This is a genomic window from Pseudoxanthomonas sp., from assembly GCF_036845285.1.
Lineage (GTDB): Bacteria > Pseudomonadota > Gammaproteobacteria > Xanthomonadales > Xanthomonadaceae > Pseudoxanthomonas_A.
Genome location: NZ_DAIUEE010000006.1, coordinates 1 through 17,098, shown reverse-complemented (window position 1 = coordinate 17,098; position 17,098 = coordinate 1). Strand labels below are relative to the sequence as shown.

General features: G+C 66.1%; 13 protein-coding genes and 2 pseudogenes. 13 read left to right on the top strand and 2 right to left on the bottom strand.

Translation table 11 applies throughout. The features are described from left to right. Nucleotides 1-67 precede the first annotated feature (67 nt). The 6 genes from V7060_RS08990 to V7060_RS08965 all read left to right on the top strand — a co-directional run bounded on the left by V7060_RS08990 (nt 68) and on the right by V7060_RS08965 (nt 5,440). Complete coding sequence (locus tag V7060_RS08990) at nt 68-559, top strand: Lrp/AsnC family transcriptional regulator (RefSeq protein WP_334178904.1); 492 nt, start codon at nt 68-70, stop codon at nt 557-559. Nucleotides 560-753: 194 nt separating this feature from the next. After that, nucleotides 754-1,995 carry a CoA transferase gene (locus V7060_RS08985; RefSeq protein WP_334178903.1) on the top strand — a complete coding sequence of 414 codons (1,242 nt, stop codon included), beginning with the start codon at nt 754-756 and terminating at the stop codon, nt 1,993-1,995. Further along, nucleotides 1,995-2,759 carry an enoyl-CoA hydratase/isomerase family protein gene (locus V7060_RS08980; RefSeq protein WP_334178902.1) on the top strand — a complete coding sequence of 255 codons (765 nt, stop codon included), beginning with the start codon at nt 1,995-1,997 and terminating at the stop codon, nt 2,757-2,759. The genes V7060_RS08985 and V7060_RS08980 overlap by 1 nt, the downstream gene beginning before the upstream one ends. Next, nucleotides 2,756-4,057, top strand: a complete 1,302-nt coding sequence (locus tag V7060_RS08975; protein WP_334179114.1) for a hydroxymethylglutaryl-CoA reductase, degradative — start codon at nt 2,756-2,758, stop codon at nt 4,055-4,057. The genes V7060_RS08980 and V7060_RS08975 overlap by 4 nt, the downstream gene beginning before the upstream one ends. Continuing rightward, nucleotides 4,054-4,827: a hypothetical protein gene (locus V7060_RS08970; RefSeq protein WP_334178901.1), complete on the top strand. Its 774-nt coding sequence runs from the start codon at nt 4,054-4,056 to the stop codon at nt 4,825-4,827. Before V7060_RS08975 ends, V7060_RS08970 begins: the two co-directional genes overlap by 4 nt. A gap of 58 nt (nt 4,828-4,885) precedes the next feature. Beyond that, nucleotides 4,886-5,440 (top strand): cytochrome b, encoded by a 555-nt coding sequence (locus V7060_RS08965; protein ID WP_334178900.1) that lies wholly within the window; start codon nt 4,886-4,888, stop codon nt 5,438-5,440. Nucleotides 5,441-5,482: 42 nt separating this feature from the next. Here the strand turns inward: V7060_RS08965 and V7060_RS08960 are convergent, their stop codons facing one another. Further along, nucleotides 5,483-8,437, bottom strand: coding sequence for an L-glutamate gamma-semialdehyde dehydrogenase (locus V7060_RS08960; RefSeq protein ID WP_334178899.1), 2,955 nt, complete (start codon nt 8,435-8,437; stop codon nt 5,483-5,485). Nucleotides 8,438-8,544: 107 nt separating this feature from the next. On the opposite strand from V7060_RS08960, the gene V7060_RS08955 reads away from it, so the two are divergent. The 7 genes and pseudogenes from V7060_RS08955 to V7060_RS08925 all read left to right on the top strand — a co-directional run bounded on the left by V7060_RS08955 (nt 8,545) and on the right by V7060_RS08925 (nt 15,588). Then, nucleotides 8,545-9,009 (top strand): Lrp/AsnC ligand binding domain-containing protein, encoded by a 465-nt coding sequence (locus tag V7060_RS08955; RefSeq protein ID WP_334178898.1) that lies wholly within the window; start codon nt 8,545-8,547, stop codon nt 9,007-9,009. Between the two features lie 167 nt (nt 9,010-9,176). Next, nucleotides 9,177-9,359, top strand: a pseudogene (locus V7060_RS08950) (tryptophan 7-halogenase); the annotation flags it as partial. A 12-nt stretch (nt 9,360-9,371) separates the two neighbouring features. Next, a pseudogene (locus V7060_RS08945) lies at nt 9,372-10,007 on the top strand (tryptophan 7-halogenase); the annotation flags it as partial. Between the two features lie 89 nt (nt 10,008-10,096). After that, nucleotides 10,097-11,353, top strand: coding sequence for a cation:proton antiporter (locus tag V7060_RS08940; RefSeq protein ID WP_334178897.1), 1,257 nt, complete (start codon nt 10,097-10,099; stop codon nt 11,351-11,353). A 204-nt stretch (nt 11,354-11,557) separates the two neighbouring features. Then, entirely contained in the window at nt 11,558-14,119 is a 2,562-nt protein-coding gene (locus tag V7060_RS08935; RefSeq protein WP_334178896.1) for a hypothetical protein, read from the top strand. 29 nt (nt 14,120-14,148) lie between these two features. Beyond that, nucleotides 14,149-14,412, top strand: a complete 264-nt coding sequence (locus tag V7060_RS08930; protein WP_334178895.1) for a hypothetical protein — start codon at nt 14,149-14,151, stop codon at nt 14,410-14,412. Beyond that, nucleotides 14,413-15,588, top strand: coding sequence for a cytochrome c peroxidase (locus V7060_RS08925; protein WP_334178894.1), 1,176 nt, complete (start codon nt 14,413-14,415; stop codon nt 15,586-15,588). A 92-nt stretch (nt 15,589-15,680) separates the two neighbouring features. On the opposite strand, the gene V7060_RS08920 is transcribed toward V7060_RS08925, so the two are convergent. After that, nucleotides 15,681-16,994 (bottom strand): putative porin, encoded by a 1,314-nt coding sequence (locus V7060_RS08920; protein WP_334178893.1) that lies wholly within the window; start codon nt 16,992-16,994, stop codon nt 15,681-15,683. Nucleotides 16,995-17,098 lie beyond the last annotated feature (104 nt).

Here is a 17,098-nt window from a genome sequence, read left to right as displayed (position 1 = left end):
GCCTGCGTGTTGTGGCATGCCGGCGCAGCGGCGACACTCAAGGGAGACGTTGCGCCCGGTGTACGACATGTCCCACAAGGATTCGCTCGATCGGATCGACCTGAAGATCCTGCAGGCCCTGCAGGAAGATGCGCAGATCAAGAACCGCGACCTGGCCGACCAGGTGGCGCTCTCGCCGAGCGCCTGCCTGCGCCGGGTGCGCGACCTCGAGGAGCGGGGCCTGATCACGGGCTATCGCGCCCACGTCGCGATCGACCGGATCCGTGCCGCCACCATCGTGATCGCGCAGGTTTCGTTCGACCGGCACTCGGTGGGGCGGTTCATGGACTTCGACACCTGGGCCACCCACACGCCCGAGATCGTGGAATCGCTGCGGGTCAGCGGGCACTACGACTACCTGTTGCGGGTGGTGGTCAGCGACATCCACGACTGGAAGCGCATCATGCGGGAGATGACCGAGCGCGATTTCGGCGTGGAGAAGATCGTCTCCAACTTCCTGATGGAAGACATGAAGCCGTTCGCCGGCTATCCGCTGACGCAGAACAGTCCGGCGCGCTGATCTCCCCGGTTCCGCGACGGGACCGGAACCGCGCGCCGCGCACCACCGATCGACGCCCCTTTCGTTCGCGCCCCATCGCCGGACGCGCCGTGCGCGTGCGCGCCCATCGCCAGGTTCGACGATGCCGGCGTCCGGGGCAGGTGCCGTGACGACGCGGGCGAAACGTTCGAATCCGTCCCTGGGAGGGGATCACCATGAACACACTTGACGCAGGCGACGGCCCCGCCGCGGTCCGCCGCGGTCCGCTGCAGGGCCTGCTGGTACTCGACATCACGCGGGTGGTGGCCGGCCCCTACTGCGCGATGATCCTGGCCGACCTTGGCGCGCGGGTCATCAAGATCGAGCACCCGGAAGACCCCGACTACGTCCGCGACTTCCCGCCCTTCGTCGGCAGCGGCGACCAGCGCTTCAGCGCGTTCTTCGCGCAGTACAACCGGCACAAGGAGGGCATCACGCTGAACCTCAAGCACGAGGCCGGCCGCGCACTGCTGAAGCGGCTGGTCGCGCGTGCCGACGTGCTGGTGGAGAACTTCCGGCCCGGCACGATGGAGCGCTTCGGCGTGGGCTACGACACCCTGCGCGCGGAGAATCCGAAGCTGGTGTATGCGGCCATCAGCGGCTTCGGGCAGACCGGTCCCAATGCGCTCAAGCCGGGCTTCGACAACAGTGGCCAGGCCACCGGCGGGTTGTGGTCGATGAACGGGTACGCCGACCGCCCGCCGGTGCGCGTCGGCACCATCGTCGGCGATGTCTCCGCCACCCTGTTCGCGACCATCGGCGTGCTCGCTGCGGTGCGCGAGGCCGAACGCACCGGCCAGGGCCAGATGATCGATGTCTCGCAGCAGGATTCGGTGCTGGCGCTGACCGAGAACGCGGTGGTCAAGTACACCGTCGACGGCGACATCGCCGGCCCGCTGGGCAACGATCATCCGTTCGTGCGTCCTTACGGGCAGTTCCCGTGCAAGGACGGCCATGTGTTCTTCGGTGGCTACAACGACAAGCTGTGGGCGCTGTCGTGCCGGAAGTTCGGCACGCCGGAGCTGATCGCCGATCCCGAGATCGACACCATGGCCAAGCGCTTCGACCTCGACGTGTACGAGCGTCGCGTCAGGCCGGTGGTGGAAGCGTGGTTCCGCGACCACGGCAAGCAGGAACTCGAAGCGATCGCCGGCGACGACATCCCGCTGTGCGCGGTGAAGAACATCAAGGAAGTCGTCGAGGATCCGCATATCGCCGCGCGCGACATGATCGTGGACGTGGCCTACCCGCAGGGGAACGTCGGCATGTTCGGCACGCCGATCAAGCTGTCCGCCACGCCCGCGCAGGCGCGCGGGCACGCGCCGCGGCTGGGGCAGCACAACGCCCAGGTCTACGCGGACCTGCTCGGCATCGACGCGGCCACCTTGCAGGAACTCAAATCGACGGGAGCGATGTGATGGGGATTGCCTACGACGTATCCGACGGCATTGCGATGATCCGTTTCGACCGGCCGGACAAGCTCAACGCATTGACGCTGGCGATGTACCGAGAACTCGGCGATGCCTTCATCGCCGCGCGCGACGATGCGCGCGTGCGCGTGGTGATCCTGACCGCCAGTGGCCAGCGCGCGTTCTGCGTGGGCGCGGACCTGGGCGAGTCGATCCCCGCGCTGATGGAAGACGCGTTCGACATCTCGCAATGGGACGACGCGCACCTGAAGAACCTGCGGCTCTACAAGCCGGTGTTGTGCGCGATCAACGGCCTGTGCCTCGGCGGCGGCTTCGAGATCATGCTCGGCACGGACATCCGCATCGCCTCCGAAAACGCCAGGTTCGCGTTGCCGGAGCCGTCGCTCGGCATCGTGCCGGCCGGCGGCACGCTGGTGCGCCTGGTCAGGCAGATTCCCTATGCGCACGCGATGGAGCTGCTGCTGACGGCCAACGGGTTCACCGCGCACGAGCTGCTGGCCAAGGGGCTGATCAACCGCGTGGTGCCGCCGGCCGAGCTGATGCCGCAGACGCTGGCACTCGCCGAAAGGATCAAGGCCATGAGTCCCGGCGCGCTCGCCGTGATCAAGGAGTCGGTGCATCGCCTCGTCGACATGACCGAGGCGGACGCCTTCGCCGAAGAGGCGCGGCTGGGCCAGCGCGCCTTCACCAGTGCGGACGCGCGCAAGGGCCTGGCCGCCTTTGCGAAGAAGCAGACGCCCGTTTTCGACTGACCCATCTCTCTTCCAGGAACACCATGAACGCCAGCAGCCGCATCCCGGGCTTCTACAAGCTCGATCCGGAAAGCCGTTTCAACAAGCTCGTCGAGTTCAGTGGACTGCCGGCCGAACAACTGCGGCCGCTGCAGGCGGTCGATGCCGGGATGGCCTCCATCGCCGACCGCATGATCGAGAACGCGGTCGGCACCATCGCCATCCCGCTCGGCATCGCGGCCAACTTCCTGGTCAATGGCGTCGACTACCTGGTGCCGATGGCGACCGAGGAGCCGTCGGTGGTCGCCGCTGCGAGCAATGCGGCGCTGGTCGCCCGCGAGCGAGGCGGGTTCCATACCTCCGGCACCGCGCCGGTGATGATCGCGCAGGTGCAGGTGCTCGACGTGGCCGATCCGCAGGCGGCCCGCCTGCGCCTGCTGGAAGCGCGCGATGAACTGCTCGCGCTGGCCAACGCGCAGGATCCGCTGCTGGTGAGCCTCGGCGGGGGAGCGCGCGACATCGAGGTGCGCTTGCTGACGTCGGCGGACTTCCGCGCGCTGGTCGTGCACCTGCACGTCGACGTGCGCGATGCGATGGGCGCGAACGCGGTCAACACCATGGCCGAAGCGCTGGCGCCACGGATCGCGGCGATCGCGCGCGGACGCAGCCTGCTGAGGATCCTGTCGAACAAGGCCGACCTGCGCCTGGTCCGCGCACGCGCCGTCTTCGATGCCGGCAAGCTCGGGGGCGCGGCGGTCGTTGACGGCATCGTCGATGCGTACCGGTTCGCCGCCGCCGATCCGTACCGCGCCGCGACCCACAACAAGGGCATCATGAACGGCATCTCCGCCGTGGTGCTGGCGACCGGCAACGATACGCGCGCGATCGAAGCCGGCGCGCACTGCCACGCCTGCCGTGACGGTCGCTATACCTCGCTGTCGCACTATGAAAAGGATGCCGATGGCCACCTGGTGGGCAGCATCGAACTGCCGCTGGCACTGGGCCTGGTCGGCGGTGCCACCAGGACGCATCCGGTGGCGCAGGCCGCGGTGAAGTTGCTGGCGGTGAAGAGCGCCGTCCAGCTGGCGGAAATCACGGCCGCAGTCGGCCTGGCCCAGAACATGGCCGCACTGCGTGCGCTGGCGACCGAAGGCATCCAGCGCGGACACATGTCGCTGCATGCGCGCAACGTCGCGGCCAATGCAGGGGCAACGGAGGCGGAGATCGGCATGCTGGTCGAACGCCTGGCTGCCGACGGGCACGTGCGCCTGGACCGTGCGCAGGCATTGCTGGCCGAGATGAGGGCGGGCAAGGCATGAGCACCGTGCATCGCTTGCCGGAGACGGAAGCACGGCGCGGCACCGCGATGGCGGCGGCCTTCCTGTCCGCTTCCACCGCGTGCGGTACCGCGTTCGCCGGACCCTTCGACGTGGGCGACACGGAAACCGAGGATGGCTGGTCGCTGGAGGTGGAGTCGGTGCGGTTCCACAATGGCGACCACCTGTCGAGCAGGCATGCCGTCGGCGGGTTGACGTGGGGATTCGGCGACCGCTTCGAACTGGCGTTCGGCAGCGGGTATGGCATCTCCGTCTTCGGCGAGGGGCGCCGCCGCCATGGCGGGCACGACCTGGATCTGGCGCTCAAGTGGGTGCTGCGGGAATCGTCGGATACAGCGGCTGGCATCGCCATCGAACCCACGCTGAGCCTTCCCACCGGCGACCGTGGCGCAGGCATGAGCGAAGGTGAAGCCGTCCTGGAGGTGCCTGTTCGGCTCAGTCGCACGGTCGGGCGGGGACGTTGGACAGGCCAGGCCGCCTGGTCAAGGGCGATACGTTCGCGCGAAGCCGCCGGAAGCGTGGGCGTGTTGTACGAATGGCCGTTGACCCGGACGTTCACGCTGGGCGCCGAAGCGATCCACGAGCAGGTCGCGGATGGCGCGGCCAGCGCCATCCAGCGCGGCAACGTGGGCGTAAGCTGGAATCCTCACCACCGATTGGACGTGTTCGGCCGCGTCGGAAAGAGCTGGCGCCATGCGGCCGGCGAAGGCCAGGCCTCGATCCGGTTCGGTATCGCGTACCACTTCGAATGAACCCACCGATCATCTGAAGCGTGCGTCGGCACGCATCCATCCACAGGAAAACCAAGCCATGAGCACCACCTCAAGCCAGGGTTACCACCGCTGGTCGATCATCCTGCATTGGGCCATGCTGGCGCTGTTCGTCATCGTCTACGCCTCCATCGAGCTGCGCACCGTGTTCGAGAAGGGCACCGATGCGCGCGCGACCATGAAAGACCTGCACTTCATGTTCGGCCTGTCGATCTTCGTGCTGGTATGGGTGCGCCTGCTGCTGCGCGCGCTGACCGTGCGTCCGCCGATCGTGCCGCCACCGCCGGCCTGGCAGCGCGTGGCGTCCACCGCCATGCACGTGCTGTTGTATGTGTTCATGATCGGCATGCCGCTGGCGGGCTGGCTGACCCTGAGCGCGGCCGGCGAACCCATTCCCTTCTTCGGCCTGCAGGTGCCGCCGCTGACCGGGCCGGACATGCCGTTCGCCCTGAAGGTGCACGAGATCCATGAAACCGTCGGTACTGTCGGTTACTGGCTGATCGGCCTGCATGCGCTGGCGGCGCTGGCGCACCATTACCTGTGGAAGGACAACACCCTGCGGCGCATGCTCGCCTCCGGCGCGCGCAGCGGTTGAGTCTTGCGCCGATGCTGCCGGCACGGCGCCTTGCCGGGTGGTTCACGCACGGGCGGCGGTCATCAGCTCCACGTCGCCGCCCGCCGCCGCCGTATTGATGCTGACCGACGATTCCGCGCAGAAGCGCGCCAGGTACAGCGGGCCACCGGCCTTGGGCCCGGTGCCCGACAGTCCTTCGCCGCCGAACGGCTGCACACCCACCACCGCGCTGACCATGTTGCGGTTGACGTAGACGTTCCCCACGCGCGCGGTCGCGGCGATGGCCGCAGCGCGGCCGTCGATGCGCGTCTGCACGCCCAGGGTCAGGCCGTAGCCGAGCGCGTCGATCCGGTCGACCAGCGCCGCGACATCGCCACGCCAGCGCACGACCTGCAGCACCGGTCCGAAGATTTCCTCGCCGGCCTCTTCCAGTGCGGCGATCTCGAACGCGACGGGCGCAACGTAGAGGGCGGGCGTCGCATCGTCGGGCCACGGCGCACGGGCGATCAGGCGCGCGCGGCCTTCCAGGCCTGCGATCTGCCGATGCAATCGTGCATGGGCCTCGGCATCGATGACGGGACCGATATCCGTCGACAGCGCGGATGCCGGGCCGAGGCGGAGCAGCGCGATGGCGCCGCTCAGCATCTCCATCACCTCGTCGGCGATCTCGTCCTGCACGCATAGCACGCGCAGGGCGGAACACCGCTGGCCGGCGCTGCGGAACGTGCTCTGCACCACCGCATCCACGACCTGTTCCGGCAGTGCCGTGGCATCGACGATCATCGCATTGATGCCGCCGGTCTCCGCGATCAGCGGCACGATCGGCCCGTCCTTGTCGGCCAGCGTGCGCGCGATCACCTTGGCGACGGTGGTCGACCCGGTGAAGGCGACGCCGGCGATGCCCGGTTGCGCGACCAGCGCCGCCCCCGTGCGGCCGTCGCCGTACACGCCGGCCAACGCATCGTGCGGAACGCCGCACTCGTGCAGCAGCGCGATCATGCGGGCAGCGATGCCCGGCGTCTGTTCGGCCGGCTTGGCGATGACGGCATTGCCGGTGACTAGGGCGGCCACCACCTGGCCGGTGAAAATCGCCAGCGGGAAATTCCATGGCGAGATGCAGGCCCACACGCCGCGTCCACGCAGACGATAGATGTTGCTCTCGCCCGTGATGCCGCACAGCGTGCGCGCCACCATCAATCCGCGCGCCTGCTGTGCGTAATAGCGGCAGAAATCGGCGGTCTCGCGTACTTCGGGGATGGCATCGGTCCAGGTGCGATGGCCCTCGCGCACGATCAGCGCGCACCACTGCGCCAGGTCGCGTTCCAGCGTATCCGCGGCGCGTTCCAGGATGACGGCGCGTTCTTCGACGCTCCGTGCGTTCCACGCTTTCTGGCCGGACGCCAGGGCATCGACCGTGGCCTTGATCGCATTTCCGTCGGTTTCCGGTGGCGCCTGGAGCTGTACCTCGTGCCACACCGTGAACAGTTGCCCGGCCATCGCCACGCAGCCGGGATCGAGTCCGGCGGTGTTGCGCCGCTCCGCCAGCAGGTGACGGGGCAACGTCACGCCACTGCATGGTTCCCGCCACAGCGGCGAAACGACGAGGTCTTCCGGTGGAATCGCGGCGTCGGTCAGCTGGTTCACGAACGACGAGTTCGCGCCATTTTCCAACAGCCGCCGGACCAGATAGGCGAGCAGACTCGCGTGGGCGCCGACGGGCGCGTACACACGCAGCCCGATCTGCGGATACTGCCGGTGCACTTCCGCATGCACGGGTTCGCCCATGCCATGCAGGCGCTGCAGTTCGAAGGGTGCGCCGCTCGATGTCGCCAGGCGCAGCACGGCGGCGATGGTGCCCGCGTTGTGCCCCGCGAACTGGGGATAGATCACGTCCGGCATCGCCAGCATCGCCTTGGCGCAGGCGAGATAGGCGATGTCGGTATGGTGGCGATGCGTGAAGACGGGAAAGGCCGGCAGGCCGAGTTCCTGCGCGCGCTTGATCTCATGGTCCCAGTACGCGCCCTTCACCAGCCTGACCATGAAGCGCTGGTCGTGGGCGCGGGCGATACGGGCGATCTCGTCGATCACGTCCAGTGCCCGTGTCTGGTAGGCCTGCACTGCCAGTCCGAAGCCGCGCCACTGCGGATACTCTTCGGCGACGCGCCGGGCCACCGCCTCGAACACGTCCAGCGAGATCTCCAGCCGTTCGCTCTCTTCCGCATCGATCGTCAGGTGGATGTCGGCGGACGCTGCCGCGCGGGCCAGTGCCAGCACTCGCGGCACCAGTACCGACATGACATGGTCGCGCTGCAGCGGTTCGAAGCGGGCATCGATCGCCGACAGCTTGATCGATACGCCGTCCGCCTGTTCCACCGGCGTGTCGCGGTCCCGCTGCGCGGCCAGGGTGGCGATGGCATCGCCGTATTTCTTCAGATAGCGCAGTGCGTCCGCATCGGTGCGGGCGCCTTCGCCCAGCATGTCGAAGGAAAAGCGCAGGTCGCCACGCGCTTTGCGCTGGCGGCGGGCATCGTCCAGCGCGTCGGCGAGCGACTGGCCCATCACGAACTGCTTTCCCATCAGCTGTACCGCGCGGACGGCGACGGCCACCACGGCCTTGCTCCCCATCCTTGCGAGGAATCCCGGTCGCGCGCCCTCCTGCCCGAGGATCTTCTTCGACAGGCCGACCGCCTGGCTGGACAGCGCGGCCAGCCAGGAGTGGGATGCGCCCGAGAAGTCGGCTCGCGAAAGCTGGTCCGCGGTCAGTAGCATCGCCGTGTCGGCATCCGGCACGCGCAGCAGCGCTTCCGCCAGCCGCATGAGCGCCATGCCTTCGGCGGACGAGAGGGGATACTCCTGCAGGAGTGTTTCCAGTGCCAGGCCCGACGCGGGCCGTGCCCTGACCTGCGTGATCCATGGCAACGCCGTCTGGCGGGCGACGTCCCAGTCGAAGCCTTCCATGCAGGTGAGAAGGTCGGTGACCACGTCGGATTCGGGGCGATACGGATTCGGAAGTCGCATGGCGGCTGCTTTGGCGAAGAAGGGGCGTGTGTCCGCCATTTTCCGGGCCATGCGATGGAATTAGTCTCCGTTTGCGGGGGGCGATCCCGCTGGAAAGCGAGAGATCGATGGCGCTCGACAGGATTGACCGCAGGATTCTCATGCTGCTGCAGCAGGACGGCCGCATGACCAACCTGAAGCTCGCCGAGGCGATACCGCTGTCGCCGACAGCGACCCTGGAACGCGTCCGCCGACTGACCGCCGGCGGCTACGTGCTCGGCTATCGCGCGGTGCTTGATCCCCAGAAGCTCGGCGCCGGCCTGCTCGTGTTCGTGGAAGTGCTGCTCGACCGCACCACGCCGAACATCCTGGAGGATTTCAAGCGCGCGGTGAGCGATCAGCCCGAAGTGATGGAATGCCACCTGGTGGCGGGCGGTTTCGATTACCTGATGAAACTGCGAGCCGCGGACATGTCGGACTACCGGGACATGGCCGGGCGCGTCCTGTGGAGGCTGCCGGGCGTCCGTGAAACCCGGACCTATGCCGTCATGGAAGAGGTCAAGAACAGCGCAGCGATTCACCTGGATATCTGACGCTGCCGGGATTCCGGGAATCCCGCTGCCGCATCCGGTTCGATCGACTCTTCCACCCACGGCGTGGCGGGGGCGTTGCGGTGGCTTCTGGCCAGGGAGGCTGGCGTCGTCCCCTGGCGTCCGCATCCCGGGGTGCGAAGCGAGTTGGACTGGATCGATTTAATGCGATGATCTGCCGGCATTTCCAGTTTCGTGCCGGAGGGTCACAGGTGAGTGCCGTGCCAAGCAACACCAGCGCCTGTCTCGTCGCCGATGTGGGTGGCGGCAGCGCTGGCTGGATGGCAGCGGCCGCGCTGGCCACCTACCTTGGCAGGCAGGCATCGATCCGTCTCGTCGAATCCGGGGAGATCGGGATCGTCGGCGACGACGAAGCCGCGGCGACGTTGCTGGCGAATCTCGATGGCGAGGCGCTCGCCGATCCGCGCCCGCTGCGCTTCACCACCGGCATGCGCAGGAAGCTGTGGAACAAGAACGTCGTTGCATTGGGTCTCGCGAGCGGCTTCATGGAGCCACTGGAGTCGACCAGCATCTATCTGGTGCAGTCGGGAATCCAGCGCCTCCTTGGCCTGTTTCCCGATCGCGGCTTCGATCCGCTGCTCGAGCGGCAGTTCAACGAGGAGTCTGCTTTCGAGTACGAGAGCACGCGCGATTTCCTGATCCTGCACTATTGCGCCACCCAGCGCAGCGATAGCGCGTTCTGGGACTATTGCCGCAGAATGCCGATCCCCGAAACCCTGCAGCGGAAGATCGACATGTTCCGGAACGGCGGCCGCTACTTCCGCACGGGCGACGAGTTCTTCGCGCTCCCGAGTTGGGTGCAGGTGATGCTGGGCCAGGGCGTTGTTCCCAGCGGCTACCACCCCATCGTCGACGACATGCCCGAGCAGGCCCTGCTCGAACATGTCGTGCGCGTGCGCCGGGCCATCGCGAATGGCGTAGAGGCGATGCCGCTGCACCAGGACTTCATCGACCGTCACTGCAAGTCGCCGGCGGCCTGACGCGATGTCGGTGTCGAACTGCCGGACCACGCCATCGGCCATGGGCCATCGATCGGGTCCGGCGTTGCAGTGCGCCTGGAGGAGGCTCAATGCCTGCCGCTGAGTTGTCCGTGTACTTCTTCTTGCAGGCGGCCGTGATCCTGTCGGTATGCCGCTTGATCGGAGGGCTTGCGAAGCGGATCGGCCAGCCGCAGGTGGTCGGCGAGATGATCGCCGGCGTGACACTTGGCCCGTCGCTGCTGGGCTGGGCGTTTCCGGGTCTGCAGGCGGCGCTGTTCCCCGCGCAGACCCTGGATACGCTGTACGTATTCGCGCAGTTCGGCGTGGGGCTGTACATGTTTCTGGTCGGCACTGAATTCCGCAGCGACCATTTCCGCTCGTGTTTCCGCGGCGCGTTCTCGGTGTCGATCGCCGGCATTGCCGTGCCGTTCGCACTGGCATTCCTGATCGCGCCATGGCTGGTCGGTATCCCGGGCCTGTTCGCCGACAGCGTGCGAGTTGCCGATGCTTCGCTGTTCCTGGGCGCGGCCATTGCGATCACGGCATTCCCCATGCTGGCACGGATAATCCACGAGCGCGGCCTCGCAGGCAGCAAGTTGGGCACGCTCGCGCTCACCGCTGGCGCGGTCGACGACGCCGCGGCCTGGTGCATCCTGGCCGTGGTGCTGGCGAGCTTTGGAGGCAATTGGGACCGCGCGTGGTGGGCGATCGGTGGCGGCATCGCCTATGCGGCGTTCGTGCTGCTTGTAGGGCGCCGGTTGCTGCGTCGCCTGGCCGCAGCGGCTGGGCCGGATGCTCCACTCAGCGGTACCATGCTGGCCGTGTTGCTGATCCTGTTTTGCCTCAGCGCGTGGGCGATGGACGCGATCGGCATTCATGCCGTATTCGGTGGCTTCCTGTTGGGCGCCAGCATGCCCAAGGGCGTACTGGTCGAGAAGTTCCGCGCGATGCTGCAGCCCTTCGTCGTGGTGTTCTTCTTGCCGATGTTCTTCACCTACTCGGGGGTGAAAACCGACCTCGGCATGGTGCTTGAGCCGCAACTGCTGTTTGCGGCGATCGCGATTCTGGTTGCCTCGTTCGCCGGCAAAGGCGTGGCCTGCTATGTAGCGGCGCGCCTGGCGGGAGAGAGCCCGCGTGATGCGAAAGCGATTGGTGTGCTGATGAACGCGCGCGGCCTGATGGAACTTATCCTGATCAACATCGGCCTGCAGGCTGGGGTGATCAAACAGGGCCTGTTCTCGATCCTGGTGCTGATGGCCATTGCTACCACCCTCATGGCAACGCCGCTGTTCAACTGGATCATGCGACGCGAAAACGCCAAAGCGACCGCCATCAACCGACACTAGGATGCTGGAGCGGCCAGGTTTCCGTAGACACTCCGCAGACGAGTCGCCAACTCTGGCCGCAGACTGGATTCGTCGCAGCTGAAACGTTTGACCTGATTTTGCAACCACGTCACAATTCGCGCTGAAAGCCAGCAACAGGAATCGTCAGTTTCCGAGCGCCAGCGGATCTGCCCTACGGGGCACCACTCCCGCTTAGAGAACCTGATGAAACTGCTGAGCCTGGCCATCCTGTCGGCGCTGTCCGCCGGCGCCCACGCGGCTGAAGAGCCCGCGACATCCCAGCCACCCTCCGACGTGCCGGCACCTGTCGCGACGGCTGACTACATGAAGATTCCCACGTTCGACACCCTCAAGGTGATCGGCCAGCGCCTGTTCCCGTACCAGGAAGGCCTGATGCTGGACGAGCGCTACATTGACGAGCAGGTCAAGGGAAATGGCGACATCGGCACCCTGCTGCGGATCAACCCCAACGTGCAGTTCGATGACTCCGCTTTCACCTCGTCCAACCGGATGGGCGAGATCCGCCCGGCCAACATCAGCATCAACGGTGGTCAGTACTATCAGAACCTCTTCCAGCTTGACGGCGCAAGCTTCAACAACGACCTTGATCCGCAGGCCACGAACCCGCACGTCGTGGGCGACGTGCCCAGCGCCACGCAAGGCATCGCTCTGGACACCGAGCTGATAGGCCAGTTGACCGTCTACGACAGCAACGTGCCGGCGTCGTTCGGTGGTTTCAGTGGCGGCGTGATCGATGCACAGAGCCGCAAGGCGAAGGATGCGCTGGGCGGCAAGGCGTCGTTCCGCATGTCGCGTTCGGCATGGAACGAGATGATCTTGCCGGAAGGCAACGACCTGTCACTGTCTTCCACGTATGCGAACCAGCCCGTGTACGACAAGTATCGGTTGTCGGCGATGCTGGAGGGTCGCACGGACGGGGGACTGGGCTGGATTGCCAACGTCATTCGCACGCGCTCCGACATTCCTCTGCGTGGTTACTCGGCAGGCAACGTCAGCGCCAGCGACGAGCTGATCAAGGAGCAGCGCCGCGAAAACACCAGTGCCAGCGTCAGGCTCGACTGGGCCGGCGACGGCATCGAATTGGCGGGCAGCTTTACGTATGCACCGACCGATGAGCGCTACTTCACCCAGAACGCCAAGAACTCCTACTTCGACCTGAAGCAGGGTGGTCCGGTAGGCAGTCTGCGCATGGGTCTGGAACTCGCCGCGTGGGACCTGGACCAGGTACTGAGCTACAGTGACCTAGATAGCTCACGACGGGTGCAGGAGGGCGTTGACTACTGGAAAGCGTGGGCGCGGTCGCATGACTACGACTGGGGTGTCAACAACAGCAGCTTCGAGGGCAACTGGGGCAACATCGACCAGCGCAACCGTGCCATCGGCTACTCCGCCACGTTCAAGCGCGACGCGCGGCAGTGGGGTGACAGCCTGCATGCACTGCAGGTCGGCCTGCACTACCGGGACCGCCTGGGTACCTACCATCGCCTGAACGACCACTACAGCTTCCTGAGTCCCGGGCGGACGAGGTCATGCACGGATGCCAATGGGGTGGTCGACACCGAGGCCTGCTCGCTGTCCCCTGTCTATACCACGGTCAGTGGCACGGGTGCCGTGGTGGCGGGGCAGGGCCAGTTCTTTCGCACGCGCAACATCTACAGGGCAGGCTACTTCGAGGTGAAGCTCAAGGAATGGAGCGTGTTCGCCGAGGATGACATCCGCTTGGGGCGCTGGAGCTTCCGGCCCGGCGTGCGCGTGGACGGCGACGATCTGATGGATAAGACCACAGTGGCACCGCGCTTTGCGCTGTCGTGGGATGTGCTGGGCAACCAGCACACGCTGCTGACGGCGGGTGCCAACCGCTACTATGGCCGCAGCTTCTTCACCTACAAGCTGCGCGAAGGGCGCGACAACCTGCAGACGACCTACGTCCGAACCGCGCCTTCGCTGCTCTGGTCCACCAGTCGACAGTACACCGCGAACAACCGCTTCGGGACGCTTGACATCCCATACAGCGATGAACTCAACCTCGGACTCAACCAGCGTTGGGCGGGACTGGACTTCAACCTGAAGCACGTGCGCCGCGAAGGGCGCGACGAGGTGCTACGGCAGCGCGTGCTGAGCAACGATGGTAGCGGGTATTACTCCGCGAACGTGTACGAGTACGTCAATGCCGGCCGCAGTCGCAGCGACACCAGCACGCTGAGCATCGGTCTCCAGCGCCCGTGGGCCTGGTGGCGCACGGAGACACACGCACAGTTCGCCTTCGACCATACCGATGTCAAGCGCAATTACACCGACTACGAGAGCAGCTACAACGACGGAAGCTACAATGCACTGGTGAGGTATGAAGGAAACATCATCCATGCATACGATCTTCCTCAGTCCAGCTACAACCGTCCGTGGTCGGCGAGACTGTCGACGCAGACGCGCATTCCGTCGCTGGGCCTGCTCTGGAGCAACTTCCTGCGCTACCGCGCCGGCTTCACTGGCTTCACGCAGGTCGGTTCCGAGCCCCACCAGGATCAGGTGATCGACGTGATTGAAAGCTTCGAGGCACCACGAACCTTCACCTGGGACACGACGGTCGAATACGCTTTGTCACTTCCGAAAGAGCAGGAGGCCTATGTCCGTGTAGAGGCGCAGAACGTGTTCAACCGCCGCAATCCGCTGACAGGATCGATCAGCACCGTCACTTACTACGAACCCGGCCGCAGCTATTGGCTGGAAGTCGGCTACCGGTTCTGATGGCGTCCGCGCACATGCCAGCGCGTTTGATGGCACTTCGGCTCTGGTTGGCCTGGAGTCTGCCCGCTGTGCTTGCGGTGCAACTCCTGCTGATGCTGGTCGCGTCCGGCCCCGACAGTCACTGGCGCGGCGGCGGCTATGTCGCGGCATCCTCAGTTGCGTCGTTGCTGGCGACGGTGGCGGCGCTCTGGGCGTTATGGGGCCTGCACGGCTGGCCAGTCGCGCTGCGCGTGTCCGTCATGGTGCTGCATGCGCCGTTGCTGGCCGGAGCACTGCTGATGTCGGGGGGCTGAATGATGCAGTTCCTGCAACGCGTCGCGCTGTGGATGCTGTTCGTGCTGCCGGCCGGACTGCTGGTCTGCACCACGTCTGCGCAGTCTCAAGCGGAAGTCGAAGGCGGAGATGGCACGGCGACGCTGGCCGAGTGCCGTCAGCGCATCGCGGTGAGTGTGCCGCGCATCGACATGGCGTGCCTGCGCCGTGTCTATGCATTGCCGATCGGCGAGTGGCCGGCACCGGTCGTCGACGAAGATGCGGTGTGGCAGGAACTGGCGCCGCTACCCGACATGCCTCCGATCCCTCCGGACAACCCGCAGACACCGCAGAAGATCGCGCTGGGCAGGGCGTTGTTCGAGGATCCCCGGCTGTCGCGTAGCGGCCAGATCGCGTGCGCCAGCTGCCATGATCGCCAACTCGGCTGGGGCGATGGGCGTAGCGTGTCGTTCGGTCACGACCGCAGGGCCGGCAAACGCAATGCGATGAACATCTCGATGGCGGCCTACTCCGGCCCGCTGTTCTGGGACGGACGCGCGGCCACCTTGGAGGAGCAGGCGCTGCATCCCATCCAGGATTCATCCGAGATGGCCTTTACCCCGGGCGAGCTGGAAAGGCGGCTCAATCGCGAGGCGGGCTATCGCCTGCAGTTCCTGCAGGTGTTCGGCGAGAAGAAGATCACCATGCATCGCGTAGCCCAGGCGCTGGCGAGCTACCAGCGCAGCCTGACGCCGCGATTCAACCGCTTCGACCGTTTCCTGGAAGGCAGGCGCGACGTGCTGACGGATGCGCAATTATGGGGCCTGCACCTGTTCCGCACGCAGGCGCGCTGCATGAACTGCCACAGCGGCCCGGCGCTGACCGACAACCGCTTCCATAACCTCGGCCTCCATTTCTACGGACGCTCCAAGGAGGACCTTGGGCGCTACCGGATCACCGGCGACGTGGCGGACAGTGGCAAGTTCCGTACGCCGACGCTGCGTGGCGTCGGCAAGACCGGGCCCTACATGCACAACGGCGGCTTCATGGAGCTGCGTGGCGTCGTGAACATGTACAACGTGGGTATGCCGCGCCCACAGCCTGAACCGGGTGAGGATGGTGATCCGTCCTTTCCGCGGGTGGATCCCTTGCTCAAGCCATTGGACCTGCACAAGACGGAACTCGAGGCCATCACCGAGTTTCTGGAGACGCTTTAGGCGTCTCGCAGCACACGTGGGGTTTAGCAATCGCGTCCCCTTTCCTGGCTACGTCCTCATGCGGCCAGGAAGCCCGGCGGTGATCGGAAGGCCTAGAAATTCAGCAGGAAGAACAAGCGGATGCGGTCGAGCCAATCGCCGGGCGCATTGCTGCCGGCATAAGCCGGATCGTTGGGCTTGTAGTGGTACCAGATGGCACTGACCATCGTCCTCGGCATCGGCGTGTAGTCCACCGTGAAGGCGTGCAGCCTGTAGTTGGTGGCGATGCCGATGTTGTCTTGCGAGAAGGCGGACAGCACGGCATCCACATCGGTCTGCGAGTAGCCGTAGGTGAAGCGCCAGTCGCCCGGTTTGCTGGCCCGGCCCAGGCTGACGTCCACGCCGTAGCCGGTGTCCTGGTCATCGACCGCGCCCAGGTTCTTCACGTAGTCGCCGACCACGCGGACCGGCCACTTCTCGCTGGCGCCCTGCCAGGTGGCGCCCACCAGCAGGTTGGCCAGGTGGTAGTCGGAGAGGAAGCTGCCGTCGGGATTGCGCCGGTTGGTGCGCCAGTCGCCTGCATCGGCCCCGACCAGGCTGCCCAGGCTGTAACGGTAGTACGCACCGGAGAGGTCGTACTTGAAACCGCCATGGGCCGGTGAGTCATAGCCCAGTTGGATGCCGCCCATGGTGCTGTCCGGTCCACCGGCATCCTCGTCGATGAGGAAGAACAGCGCATTGGTGCGCAGGGCGCCGCCATTACCGAGCGCGTGCTTGTAAGTCGCGCCCAGGCCCTGCGGATTGACGTCGCCGTCCCAGACCAGATCGGTACGCGCGAAGGGTTGCGGGAACTTGCCGCCATAGACCTTCAGGTCGCCGAAGTTCAGCTGTGCATAGGCCAGGTCCAGGCTGACGGTGAAGTCGTCGTCCCAGTTGGAGAGCTGCACGTCGGAGCTGTTGGGATCGTCGTTGTCGCCGGTGACCACGCGCCCACCGACGGTGACGCGGTCGTTGACGGCGTAGGTGGCGCCCAGTCGCGCACGGACCTGTCCGCTGGTGCGGTCGCGAGCATTCTCGTTGGAGCGGTCGTGCTGGCCGCGCAGGCGGAAATCGCCGGTGACCTTGAGGCGGTCCAACGCACTGGGTCCGGCGGCCGCAGCCATGGCGGGCGCAGCGGCCTGAACGGGTGTCGCTGCCGGAGCCGGCGCAGTGACGCCGAGCGTGGCCTCCAGCGCACGCAGCGCGGCTTCGTTCTCGCGCTGCAGCTGCGCGATCTGCGCCTGCTGCTCGCGCAGCGCTGCAATCTGCTTCAGGACTTCGCTGTTGTCGGCAGAGGCCTGCGCGAAGGCGGGAGCGGCATTCGCCCAGCCGACTGCCAGCGCGAGGATGGCGACGCGGGAGTGGCGAAGGGGGAGGGATGCAGTCATGGGATTCCTCGTAAAGAGAAGTATCGAAACTTGAGTGAACGAAAAACGCTCAGCACTCGATGACGTTCACCGCCAGCCCGCCCCGGCTGGTTTCCTTGTACTTG